This is a genomic window from Cryobacterium sp. Y11 (assembly GCF_002929535.1).
In the GTDB taxonomy this organism is placed as follows: domain Bacteria; phylum Actinomycetota; class Actinomycetes; order Actinomycetales; family Microbacteriaceae; genus Cryobacterium.
The window spans coordinates 317,019-328,776 of the sequence record NZ_PJJO01000061.1; the positions used below are offsets into that span (position 1 = coordinate 317,019).

The 11,758-nt window shown below is 63.8% G+C and carries 12 protein-coding genes and 1 tRNA gene; 8 read left to right on the plus strand and 5 right to left on the minus strand.

Annotation, left to right across the window (positions count from 1 at the left end):
- Positions 1–7 precede the first annotated feature (7 nt).
- Positions 8–496, plus strand: coding sequence for a HAMP domain-containing sensor histidine kinase (locus CXY75_RS18090; RefSeq protein WP_233202039.1), 489 nt, complete (start codon positions 8–10; stop codon positions 494–496).
- Positions 497–608: 112 nt separating this feature from the next.
- Here CXY75_RS18090 and CXY75_RS18095 read toward each other — a convergent pair whose 3' ends face one another.
- Entirely contained in the window at positions 609–1,316 is a 708-nt protein-coding gene (locus tag CXY75_RS18095; protein WP_255411808.1) for an NTP transferase domain-containing protein, read from the minus strand.
- Between the two features lie 875 nt (positions 1,317–2,191).
- Here CXY75_RS18095 and CXY75_RS18100 point away from each other — a divergent pair.
- Genes CXY75_RS18100 through CXY75_RS18110 form a run of 3 tightly spaced genes read left to right on the plus strand, consistent with a single transcriptional unit; the run spans position 2,192 to position 4,993 of the window.
- The gene (locus CXY75_RS18100; protein WP_199182517.1) at positions 2,192–3,112 is read left to right on the plus strand and encodes an ATP-binding cassette domain-containing protein; all 921 of its coding nucleotides are present in this window, start codon (positions 2,192–2,194) and stop codon (positions 3,110–3,112) included.
- Positions 3,088–4,662: a hypothetical protein gene (locus CXY75_RS18105; protein WP_233202010.1), complete on the plus strand. Its 1,575-nt coding sequence runs from the start codon at positions 3,088–3,090 to the stop codon at positions 4,660–4,662. Before CXY75_RS18100 ends, CXY75_RS18105 begins: the two co-directional genes overlap by 25 nt.
- A 43-nt stretch (positions 4,663–4,705) precedes the next feature.
- Positions 4,706–4,993: a DUF3039 domain-containing protein gene (locus CXY75_RS18110; protein ID WP_199182499.1), complete on the plus strand. Its 288-nt coding sequence runs from the start codon at positions 4,706–4,708 to the stop codon at positions 4,991–4,993.
- 18 nt (positions 4,994–5,011) lie between these two features.
- Here CXY75_RS18110 and CXY75_RS18115 read toward each other — a convergent pair whose 3' ends face one another.
- Complete coding sequence (locus CXY75_RS18115) at positions 5,012–6,373, minus strand: nicotinate phosphoribosyltransferase (protein WP_369826752.1); 1,362 nt, start codon at positions 6,371–6,373, stop codon at positions 5,012–5,014.
- Between the two features lie 42 nt (positions 6,374–6,415).
- Between CXY75_RS18115 and murI the strand changes: the two genes are divergently transcribed.
- The 4 genes from murI (at position 6,416) to CXY75_RS18135 (ending at position 9,615) form a co-directional block, all read left to right on the plus strand.
- Complete coding sequence (gene murI, locus CXY75_RS18120) at positions 6,416–7,273, plus strand: glutamate racemase (RefSeq protein WP_104084175.1); 858 nt, start codon at positions 6,416–6,418, stop codon at positions 7,271–7,273.
- A 9-nt stretch (positions 7,274–7,282) separates the two neighbouring features.
- Positions 7,283–8,017 carry a ribonuclease PH gene (gene rph / locus CXY75_RS18125; protein WP_104084176.1) on the plus strand — a complete coding sequence of 245 codons (735 nt, stop codon included), beginning with the start codon at positions 7,283–7,285 and terminating at the stop codon, positions 8,015–8,017.
- Between the two features lie 3 nt (positions 8,018–8,020).
- Positions 8,021–8,611: an RdgB/HAM1 family non-canonical purine NTP pyrophosphatase gene (gene rdgB / locus CXY75_RS18130; protein WP_104084177.1), complete on the plus strand. Its 591-nt coding sequence runs from the start codon at positions 8,021–8,023 to the stop codon at positions 8,609–8,611.
- 95 nt (positions 8,612–8,706) lie between these two features.
- Positions 8,707–9,615: a cation diffusion facilitator family transporter gene (locus CXY75_RS18135; protein WP_104084178.1), complete on the plus strand. Its 909-nt coding sequence runs from the start codon at positions 8,707–8,709 to the stop codon at positions 9,613–9,615.
- Between the two features lie 15 nt (positions 9,616–9,630).
- Here CXY75_RS18135 and CXY75_RS18140 read toward each other — a convergent pair whose 3' ends face one another.
- The 3 genes from CXY75_RS18140 to CXY75_RS18150 form a co-directional block, all read right to left on the minus strand.
- A complete protein-coding gene (locus tag CXY75_RS18140; RefSeq protein ID WP_199182518.1) occupies positions 9,631–10,365 on the minus strand; it encodes a DedA family protein in 735 nt (244 codons plus the stop codon).
- Positions 10,366–10,675: 310 nt separating this feature from the next.
- A tRNA-Leu gene (locus CXY75_RS18145) sits at positions 10,676–10,757 on the minus strand.
- A 15-nt stretch (positions 10,758–10,772) separates the two neighbouring features.
- Positions 10,773–11,756 (minus strand): LysR family transcriptional regulator, encoded by a 984-nt coding sequence (locus tag CXY75_RS18150; protein WP_104084180.1) that lies wholly within the window; start codon positions 11,754–11,756, stop codon positions 10,773–10,775.
- Positions 11,757–11,758 lie beyond the last annotated feature (2 nt).

Below are 11,758 nucleotides of genomic sequence, written 5' to 3' on the forward strand. Positions count from 1 at the left end.
GACACCGGTGCCGGGCACCGTCACCGTGGGCACCGGCACCGGCACCGGCACCGGCACCGGCACCGGCACCGGCACCGGCACCCAGAACGGCATCTGCAGTATCACCGTACGTGACATCGGAATCGGCATAGCCGACGACGACCTGCAGCACGTTTTCGACCGGTTCTGGCGATCCGACCAAGCGAGGTCACATCCCGGACATGGGTTCGGCCTCAGTTTGGTGAAGCAGATCATTCAGGCACACGACGGCGGCATCACCCTCACCGCCGGAGCCCAGGAGTCCCCGGCCACCTCGTCATCCTCGAGTGTTGAATCCGGCGCAACGTCCGCCGACACCGACAACGTACAGAACGAGGTTGAAGACGGCACCGATGACGGCGAGGCCGCCGACGAAACCGGCACCAAGTCCACGACGGAGTCTGGCACCGAATCTGGCACCGAAAACACGAGCGACGATATGAATGGCGTCGCCGTCGAAGACGGCACGAAAGACTAACCACGATCACCAAAGGTGGCCGAGGCGCACGTGCGCTCCGGCCACCCGCCAGGTACGAGAAAACCCCCACGCCGAGGCGCGGGGGTTTTTCAGTGGAGAGCGCGTGTGTCAGCTAGACGAACAGGTTGGCGCGCTCGAGGTCTTCGGCGAAGTCCACCTCGACGGCGTAGAAGTCGGAGATGTTCACCGGCTCGACCAGCATGCGGTTCTGTTCGATGGCGAGTTCAATGCCGCGTTCGAAGTAGTCCTGGTCGGCAACTTTGCTCAGTTGGCGGATCAGGGTTGCCTTGTCGGCGCTCGATACGTAGTTGATGCCGACGGCTTCACCGAGGCCGCCCTTGACGGTTTTGGACAACTCCTTGATATAGCCCTCGGCGCTCGTCGTGTACTTGACCTCTTCATCGGACACCTTGTCAGTGTTTACGGTGACGAAGGACTGATCGCGGGCCATCATGGTCGCTGCACGGTCAAGAATGGCGGGGTCGAAGACGACGTCGCCGTTCATCCACAAAACGCCGCCCGGCTTCGAGGCCTGCAAGGCTCGCAGCAAGCTTTTGGACGTGTTGGTCTGGTCGTACTCTTCGTTATAAACAAAGGATGCCTGCGGGAACGCTTCGATGATGTGCTCGAGCTTGTATCCGACGACAACCGTCACCTTGGCGGCCTTGCCGAAGGCGTGTGCGATGTTGTCGAACTGCTGCTGCATGATTGTGCGGCCGTCGCTCAGCTCAGTGAGCGGCTTCGGTAGGGAGCGCCCAAGACGACTGCCCATACCGGCTGCCAGTATGACTACCTGCACTTTAAGTGCTTGCGTCGTCACGATTATCTCCTCAAGAATGGTTGAGGCTCGGCCTGAAAACCCATTCCAATGAGAAGAGTTTACGAAGGATTCACCCACATGTTCACGTCAAGACACACCGTTATGTCAATCTCACCATAACCCGTTGGGTCCTTCCACGGGAAAAAACGGCGCAGCACGTGTCCAATTCGTGACCCGGTGTGGAGCGTACTCACAGGTTGAAATGGCCGGCAGCTGGCCGTCCGCACCCTCGCGTCGGTGGTCCTTGATAGGTTAGCGAGGTGACATTTGTGCCGCTCGACTCCGAATCTGACGACGAATCTGTCGCCGACCGTTCTACTGAGTCGAAAGCGGCGCGCGACGTGCACCCCAACGTCGTGGACCAGCCCGAAGGTCAGCCAGCGACCATCAAACCGGCCGCGTCGACGCCGACCGTTCGCAAGCCTGCTGTTCGAAAGCCGGCCGCGCGCAAGCCAGTCGCCGGATCCGTGGGCACAGCGGCGGTCGCCAAGGCCGCGGCCTCAAAAACCTCCGGGGCCAAAACGGCCGCGGCACGCACGACCGTGCCCAAAATCGTCGCGCCCCAAACAACCGAGGAAACCGCGGCGGTAACGCCGCCTGAAACGGCAGTTGCACCGGCCACACTCGCCAAGCCGACCGCGCGAAAGCCCCCGGCTCGCAAGCCGGCCGTTCGTAAGCCAGGAGTTCGTAAACCGACAGTTGCCGCGCCGACCACCGTGAAACCATCATCCGCCTTTGCGTCGTCGCTTGCCAACAGCGCCACCGACGAGACGACCAGACCCTATGCAACCCGCGATGCGCTCGAGGGCGGACTTCAGGCCGCTGCGCGCACAGCGAAGATCGCATCACAGGTCCCAGCTGACGCTCAGACCGAAGTGGAACAGCAGACCGAGGCCGAGCCCCAGACGCCGCCGCGAACACCGTCCACAGCAGTACCGAAGGTAGTACAGACAACTCCCGCGAAGGCGGCGCCGAAGGCCGTACCGACTACTGCCGCGACGGCATCCGTTGTGCCCGTTTCGGCAGCGGAGCCCGCCCCGATCGTTATCGAGGCGCGAGGCCTGATTAAGCGGTTCGGGCACAAGGTTGCCGTCTCCGACCTGAGCCTGACCGTGCGCGCCGGCTCGTTCTACGGAATCGTCGGACCGAATGGGGCTGGCAAAACCACGACTTTATCGATGATCACCGGATTGCTTCGACCCGCAGCCGGAACCGTTACCGTGCATGGCATCGATGTCTGGAAGCGTCCTAATGAGGCCAAGCGCGTCATCGGGGTGCTGCCCGATCGGCTGCGCCTCTTTGATCGCCTGACCGGCGCACAATTGCTCTACTACGCCGGCACTCTGCGAGGGCTCGACAACGACACCGTGCGCGCCAGGTCTGCCGATCTGGCCGCGGCCTTCGGTCTCGACGATGCGCTGAATCGCCTCGTCGCTGACTATTCCGCCGGCATGACCAAGAAGATCGCTCTCGCCTGCGCGATGATTCATTCCCCCCGGGTGCTGGTGCTCGACGAGCCCTTTGAATCGGTCGACCCGGTGTCTGCGGTGAACGTCACCGAAATTTTGCAGAAATACGTCGCAGCCGGCGGCACCGTCGTGCTCTCCAGCCACGGCATGGACCTGATCCAGCGCGTCTGTGATCACGTGGCCATCATCGTGCAGGGCCGCGTCCTAGCGGCAGGAACCGTTGACGAGGTGCGCGGGCAGAACACGCTTGAAGACCGGTTCATTGAGCTCGCGGGTGGGCGCAAAGTAGCGGAGGGGATGGAGTGGTTACACAATTTTTCGGACTGAAGCTTCGGCTTCTCGCTAATTTGTTTCGACGGAGCCCGTGGCAAGTCGTCGGCCTGGTCGTCGGTCTGCTCTACGGTCTCGGCGTTGCCATCACGATTCTGGTCGCCCTGATCACCCTGCGATTTGTCGGTGACGTTTCACTGATTCGTGACAGCCTCGTCGTAGCCGGGTCACTGGTGGTGCTGGGATTTCTGCTTATCCCTATAGTGGTCGGCATTGACGACACCATGGACCCGCGCAAATTCGCGTTCCTCGGCATTCCCAACCGGTCCCTGTCACTCGGCCTGGCCGGTTCGGCGCTCATCGGTGTTCCAGCACTGACGTTGAGCATCATGCTCCTGGGCACGGTCATCACATGGTCCCGCGGCGTGGTGGAGACCCTGCTCGCCCTGGTCTCGGCTGTACTCGTGCTCGTGACCTGCATTCTGCTGTCCCGGGTGAGCGCATCCCTCGCCGCCTTTCTGCTCTCCACCAGGCGCTCACGCGAGTTCACCGGGCTGATCGGTGTCGTTGTGCTGGTCATGCTGTCGCCGGTAGTCGTGGTGCTGCTCGGCACGGACTGGGGACGCCACGGCCGAGCCCTGCTCGGTACCGTGGCTTCGATTCTGGGCTGGACGCCGCTCGGAGCTGCCTTGGCGGCGCCCGGAGACGCCTCCACCGGGGCCTGGGGCACGGCTATTCTCAAGCTCGTCATCGCCGCAGCGTCGGTCTACCTGCTGTGGCTGATCTGGGAGGTGGTCGTGGCCCGCATGCTCGTGTCGCCCGGCCGGGAGGCCGCGGCCAAGCAGTATTCGGGGCTTGGCTGGTTCGACCGTATGCCGCACAACACCGTTGGCGCCATCGCCGCACGCACCTTTACCTATTGGGCGCGCGACTCGCGTTACTGGGTGTCGCTCATCATGATCCCGATCGTGCCGATCCTCGCCATTCTGCCGCTGAGCATTGCGGGCGTTCCGTTGCACTACCTGGCTCTCGTTCCTGTGCCGCTCATGTGTGTGTTCCTTGGCTGGACCATGCACAACGACGTTGCCTACGACAGCACCGCGATCTGGCTGCACGTTGCCTCGGGTACGCGGGGGCTGGCTGACCGTGTTGGCCGGCTCATCCCCGCAGCCGTCATGGGGATTCCGATCATCGGTATTGGTTCAGCTGTCAGCATCTCCGTCTACGGAGACTGGACCGTGCTGCCGTCCATGCTCGGGGTGAGCACCTGCATCCTCTTGGCTGGATTGGGTTTCTCCAGCTATACGTCGACCCGGTTCCCATACCCGGTCACCAAGCCCGGTGATAGCCCCTTTGCGCAGCCGCAAGCCTCAGACACCGCCTCGGCGCTCGTGCAATCCCTCACCTTCGTCGGATCCATCGTGGTGGCGCTGCCGGTATTTTTCCTCGCTTACCTCGGCATGACCGACGATCCGATCTGGCACCTGCATGCCCTCGGTGCCGGCATCGGCATCGGTCTGCTCGCGGTCGTCGTTGGCATCTGGTTCGGCGCGCGCCGGTTCGACCGGAGCGGGCCAGAGATGCTCGCCTCCGCGCTGCGCGCCTGAGGCCGATCGGGCGTGGTCGTCGTCTTTTGCATAGACTAGTTTCATGACTGAAATCATTCGCGCGAGCATCGCAGAGCCCGGCCAGCCCGGTGGCGGTACCTCAACGCTTGACCGTGAGCTCGAAGAACTCATCGAGCAGGAGCAGCTCGAACCGGGCGACCATGAACGCTTTTCGCACTACGTTCCCAAAGACAAGATTCTCGAATCGGCCATGTCGGGCAAGCCGGTCAAGGCCTTGTGCGGCAAGAAGTGGTTGCCGGGCCGCGACCCGGAGAAGTTTCCGGTGTGTCCGACCTGCAAGGCTATCTACGAAAAGATGAAGGCCAAGTAGCAGGCAGTTCGACGCTACCTATCGATAGGTAGTGGGGATGACGGCCTCGCCGCGCCCGAGTCTGAACGCTTCAATGGGCAGTTCCTGCATAACGGATGCGTTGTGCGCGCGTGCACGCAGGGTCCCGGCCGATCCCAGATATCGTTCGTCGACGATACCGCCCTCGATCAGCGGAATCAACAGCGCGCGTTCCAGCCCGTTGCGCGAATCGAACTCGCCCCCCGGGCCAGCGTTCAGCAGCACGATCTCTTCCTGGGCGGTGCCGACGGCATTCACTCGGCGTAGCGCGTTCTTGCGACCGCCAACGGATAGCTTGGCGGTCGACGTTTTGGCGACGGAGATCCAGTCGTCGCCGTGGCCCTTGTGGGCGACGAGCTTGTAGACCAGGCCGGCAGCTGGCTCGCCCGATCCGGTGACCACCGAGGTGCCAATTCCGAAGGCGTCGACCGGGCTGGCCGAGAGCGCAGCGATGGCGAACTCGTCGAGGTCGCTCGTGACGGTGATCTTTGTGTTCACAGCGCCGAGCGAGTCGAGCTGCGCCCGCGCAGCGGCGACGACGGTGGGCAGATCGCCGGAATCGATGCGAATGGAGCCGAGTTCGGTGCCGGCGACCTTGACCGCCAGGGCGATGCCGGCCGGTACGTCGTAGGTGTCTACGAGCAGCGTTGTGGCTGCGCCGAAGGCATCCACTTGAGCCTGGAACGCCTCTTCTTCACTGTCGTGCAGCAATATGAAGGAGTGCGCAGCGGTCCCCATGGTCGGCAGGCCCCACTGGCGACCGGCTTCGAGGTTGCTGGTCGATGCAAAGCCGGCGATGAACGCGGCTCGAGCGGCGGCGACCGCTGAATGTTCGTTGGTGCGGCGGGATCCCATTTCGGCGATCGGGCGGCCGAGGCTCACCGAGACCATGCGAGCGGCGGCGCTGGCGACCGAGATGTCGTAGTTGAGCACGCTGAGAATGAGCGTCTCCAAAATGACGCCCTCGGCGAAGGTGCTCTCCACCAACAACAGCGGCGACCCAGGAAAGTAGGCTTCGCCCTCTTGATAGCCCCAGACGTTGCCGCCGAAGGAATAGTCGGCCAGATAGTCCAGGGTCGATGTGCGCACGACCGAATTCTCAGCCAACCAGGTCAGTTCCTCGGTCTCGAAGCGAAATTGTCGAATCAATTCCAGCAGACGGCCGGTTCCGGCGACGATACCGTAGCGACGGCCAGCCGGTAGCCGGCGGGCAAACGCCTCGAACATGCACTCCCGATCGGCGGTTCCACTCTGAATGGCGGCATCCACCATGGTGAGCTCGTACCGGTCGGTGCGAAAGGCGGGGGTGCGGGCGGTGAGGCCACGGTGTGCTGGCACGGGGAAGGTGGGGGACTGGGTCACCCGGCACAGCTTATCCGCTCGCTCCGGCTAGGCTTGGTCTCCGTGACAGATGCACCGATTGGTATTTTCGATTCCGGAGTGGGCGGCCTGACCGTCGCCCGGGCGATCAAGGACCAGTTGCCGGGCGAATCTATTCTCTACATCGGCGACACGGCGCACTCGCCATATGGGCCGAAGAAGATTGCCGACGTGCGTGGCTTCGCCCTCGACGTTCTCGACGATCTCGTTGCCCAAGGCGTTAAAATGCTTGTCATCGCCTGCAATACGGCGTCGGCCGCCATGCTGCGAGACGCCCGCGAACGCTACAGCGTGCCCGTGATCGAGGTGATCCAACCGGCCGTACGCCGCGCCGTTTCGACCACCCGCAACCAGAGGGTGGGCGTGATCGGCACCCTGGGCACCATCAACTCGCGCGCCTACAACGATGCCTTCGCTGCTGCGCCGCAGATCACCCTGTTCAGCCAGGCTTGTCCCCGCTTTGTGGAGTTTGTCGAGGCCGGCGTCACAAGCGGCACCGAGGTGCTCGCCGTTGCCGAGGAATACCTCGCGCCGCTGCGCGATGCGGACATCGACACCCTAGTACTCGGCTGCACCCACTATCCCTTTCTGCGTGGCGCCATCTCGTACGTCTGCGGAGAGGGCGTGACCCTGGTCTCCAGCGACACTGAGACCGCCAATGATGTGTACCGGGTTCTGGTAAGCCAGGGCCTCGAACGCAACCGTTCGACCCCGCCCAGTTACCGCTACGAGGCCACCGGCGACAGCGCCGAGGACTTTCTGGCCCTCGCTCATCGCCTGATCGGTCCAGCGGTCAGCAGGGTCGACCTGATCGAGACCGGCGCGATCAAGCTGAACGAACTGTCGACACCCACCCATTCCCACCTGCACCCGAACCTCTAGGAGTACACCGTGACCGAGACCCTGCGCGCCGATGGGCGCACCAATGACGAACTGCGCCCGATCACGATTGAGCGCGGCTGGAGCGATCAGGCCGAAGGGTCGGCACTGATTTCCTACGGCCGCACCAAGGTACTCTGCACGGCATCGTTCACCAATGGTGTTCCGCGCTGGATGAGCGGCAAGGGCAAGGGCTGGGTCACCGCTGAATACTCGATGCTGCCGCGCTCGACCAACAGCCGGATGGACCGCGAATCGGTCAAGGGGAAGATCGGCGGCCGCACCCACGAGATCAGCCGCCTGATCGGTCGCAGCCTCCGCGCCGTCGTCGACATGAAGGCGCTCGGCGAGAACACGCTCGTGCTCGACTGCGACGTGCTGCAGGCCGACGGTGGCACCCGCACAGCGGCCATCACCGGCGCCTACGTGGCCCTCGCCGACGCCCTGGAGTGGGGGCGCAGCAAGAAGTTCATCTCGCAGAAGGCGCAGCCGCTGATCGACAGCGTCTCGGCCGTATCCGTGGGCATCATCGGTGGGGTTCCCATGCTTGACCTGGCCTACACGGAAGACGTGCGCGCCGATACGGACATGAACGTCGTCGTGACCGGGCGTGGCAAGTTCGTCGAGGTGCAGGGCACCGCCGAAGCCGCGCCGTTCGACCGCAGCGAGCTTGACACGCTGCTCGACCTCGCCCTGAATGGTGCCGTCACCCTGACGGAGTTTCAGACCAACGCGCTGGAGCGCTGAAACGTGCAGATTGTTCTTGCCACGCACAACACCCACAAGGTCGAGGAGTTGCGGCGTATCCTGGCCCCACAACTACCCGGCGTCGACGTGATTGCCTATGACGGTCCTGAGCCGGTCGAAGACGGCGTCAGTTTCACCGAAAACGCCCTGATCAAGGCTCGCGCCGCCGCCGCCCACACCGGGCTGCCCGCCATTGCCGACGACTCCGGCATCTGCGTCGACATTCTCGGTGGAGCGCCGGGCATCTTCTCGGCGCGCTGGTCTGGCCCGGCCAAAGACGACGGCGAAAACCTACGCCTGCTGCTCTGGCAGCTGAGTGATGTTGCAGAGGAGCACCGAGACGCCCATTTCACCTGTGTCGCCGCCCTGGCCCTGCCGGACGGTACCGAGCGCACCGTGGTCGGCGAATGGCCCGGTCAGCTTCTGTTCGAGCCGGCCGGTGAGAACGGTTTCGGCTACGACCCGATTTTTCTGCCCGAGGGCTACGCCATCTCGGCCGCCGAGCTCTCGGCGCACGTGAAAAATCAGGTCAGTCACCGAGCTATCGCCTTCGAGGGTCTCGTTCCGGTGCTCCGCGAGGTGCTGGGCGCCTGATCAAGCGGCCAGCACGTGCTGGCGCTGAGAACGGCATTCATTCCCAACTAGCCTGCCAGCTGGCCAGTGGAGCCGCGCGGCCCTAACGTTGAGCCATGGGCCACGATCACGCGCACGGAACCGGCTCGAACCGGAGGCGACTGACCCTCGCCATCGGTATCGTGGCCGCCGTGCTGCTGCTCGAGGTGGTCGGCGCGTGGCTGACCGGATCGCTCGCCCTCCTGGCCGATGCCGGTCACATGCTGTCCGACCTGTTCGGACTCATCGTCGCCCTGACCGCCACGGTGGTGGCGGCGCGCCCGGCGACCGACCGGGCTACCTTTGGGTTTGCGCGGGCCGAGGTATTCGGCGCCCTCGTCAACGGGCTGATTCTGCTTGCCGTGGCCGGTGGCGTTTCGGTCGCGGCGATCGGCCGCCTGATCGGCCCGAGCGACAGCGCCGTGCTGCCAACGCCCATGCTCATCGTCGCCATCGTCGGCCTGGCGGCGAACATCGCCGGATTGGTATTGTTGCGCCCCGCCGCAGCCGGGTCGATCAATATGCGCGGCGCGTACCTCGAGGTGCTCGGCGACGCACTGGGGTCGGTCGCCGTGATCGTCGCGGCCATCGTCATCCTCTCAACCGGGTTTGGTCAAGCGGATGCCATCGCCTCGCTGGTCATCGCCGCCATGATCGTGCCGCGAGCCTATCTGCTGTTGCGAGACGTGGTGCGCGTATTCAGCCAGTCAACGCCGGCCGACACCGATGTTTCCGAGATTCGGCGCCATCTGCTCGGCACGAGCGGCGTCGTGGACGTGCACGACGTGCACGTCTGGGCGATCACGAGCGGAGCGCACGTGTTCACCGCGCACATCGTCGTGGAGCCGACGGTGCTCGCTGCGGGCACCGACGCCCTGCTCGACGAATTGTCTGGATGCCTGAGCCGGCACTTCGACGTCGCCCACTCGACCTTTCAGCTGGAACCGGCCGAGCACGCCGAGCACGAAGATACGCAGCACCGCTGACGCGCAGCTCACGACCTAGCCTTCGTGACGACCAGTGTGGTTCGTGTTGAATGTGTCGGAAGCCAGTCGCGCGCTGCTGGTCGCGTCCCTGGCCTGATCGCGCAGGCGGCGGGCCTTCAGGACCGACTGTAAGTAGTGATACACCGTAGGAATCAGGGTGACGACGACCGCGCCGAGCAGAATGAGGTCAATGTACGCCGTGACGAAGTCGGCCACCGGCGGAATGTACCCGAGAAAATACCCGCCGAAGGTTAGCCCGGTGCCCCATAACAGTGCTCCGATCAGGTTGTACAGCGTGTACTTGCGGTAGTTCATATGCCCGACGCCGGCGGCAACCGGCGCAAAGGTGCGTACGATCGGGACGAACCGGGCGACGATGACGGCGACGCCGCCGAATCGAACGAAGAAGGCGTTGGTGCGATCGACGTTCTTGATGCTGAACAGTCCGGATTCCTTGCGTTCAAAAACGCGCGGACCGAATTTATGTCCGATGAGGTAGCCGACTTCACCGCCGAGAAAAGCAGCAAACCCGATAGCCAATGCCACCCACCAGATGTCGATTTGGATGACTCCGGCGGCGGGGAACGCGAGCAGGCCGGTGATGACGAGCAGGGTATCGCCCGGCAGCAGAAAACCGACCAACAGGCCGGTCTCGGCAAAGACGATCGCACAGACGACGAGTAACGCCCACGGCCCGGCGGATTCGATGATCTGGGTCGGGTCGAGCCAAGGAATCAAAGCGGTGTGAATCACGCGGGTGAACTCCAGTCGGCGACGGGTAGACGTTTGGGTAACGACGGCGGATACCGAGACACAGGGTATCGCCCAATGGTGAGAGAACGTCGGGCTGCCGACCCGTGGAAACAGGGGGCACGACAGGCGTTGTGGGCTGGTCCCAGGGCCGTGGGCTGCGACATCCGCAGCGAGTCACCCGTGATGAACGCCCGAGAAAAAGCGTCGTTTTGGCGACGACCAGGCTCCAAATAAGCAGGCGACGGCGCCCCTCCTCCGGGAGAGGACGTCGTTCAACCTGCCGTCCAGTGCTGAAATGCGAACCATGTGCGGGAGAGGGGACTTGAACCCCCACGCTCGAAAGCACAGGAACCTAAATCCTGCGTGTCTGCCAATTCCACCACTCCCGCTGGTGCCTTCCTAGTCTAGTTGGCCAGCCGCGCGCCGGGATCTAGTTGGTGGGGTCTAGTTGGCTGGGTCTGTCCCTGCAGTGCGTTACGGCCGAGCAGTGCCGACGCATAGGACTCCATTTGTGCGCGGAGCGCCGCTACGAGCGCTGCGACCGCCGGCAGCCGCAATGATTCGGTGCGTAAGACCATCCAGTACGGCAGTCGTTCCTGAAAATCATCCGGAAGGAGGCGCACCAGGTCTGCATGTTGATCGGCCATGAAGCAGGGCAGAAATCCAATTCCGGCTCCAGCCCGGGTTCCCTCGACGTGCACGAACACATTGGTGGAGCTGAGCGACTCCCGCATCTGCGGCACAAGCCTCCGGGGGGCGTCGAGGTCGTCGACCTGAAGCATGGAATCCACGAAATAGACGAGCGGATGCTCGGTCAGCTCGGCAATGCTGACCGGTGTGCCGTGGGCCTCGAGGTAGCGCCGTGAGGCGTACATCCCGAGGCTGTAATAGCCGAGCAGGATCGACTCGGCCCGATGCACCTGCGGCTCACCCACCACGACTTCGATATCCAGCCCCGAACGGTGCTGTAGGGCGCGGCGGGTGACGGTGACGATTTCGACTCGCAATAGCGGATGCCGGCGCTGCAGTACGGCCACGGCCGGGGCAGCTATATAGGCGCTGAAACCGTCCGTCGCCGACATGCGCACCACCCCGGAGATCTGTTGGGCTTCGGCGTCGGAACCACGCAGCAGGCTGACGGCCGATTCCACCCCCTCGGCCGCGGTGCGGGCGCGTTCTCCGAGCTCGGTCAGTTCCCAACCACCCACCGCGCGGGCCAACAGACGGCCGTCGAGGGCCCTTTCTAGGGCGCTGATGCGCCGAGACACCGTGGTGTGGTTCAGGCCCAGGGTCTCAGCCGCGGTCGTGAATCGGCCGGTGCGGGCGACCGCGAGAAAGATGAGGAGATCATCGGGGTTGGGAGCGGTGCCAGCCGGCGGAAAGGTCATAC

Excerpts from the sequence above, each read along its gene's own strand:
- CXY75_RS18150 (WP_104084180.1), bottom strand. The coding sequence starts at position 11,756 with ATGACCTTTCCGCCGGCTGGCACCGCTCCCAACCCCGATGATCTCCTC.
- CXY75_RS18110 (WP_199182499.1), top strand. The coding sequence starts at position 4,706 with ATGACTGAAATCATTCGCGCGAGCATCGCAGAGCCCGGCCAGCCCGGT.
- CXY75_RS18135 (WP_104084178.1), top strand. The coding sequence starts at position 8,707 with ATGGGCCACGATCACGCGCACGGAACCGGCTCGAACCGGAGGCGACTG.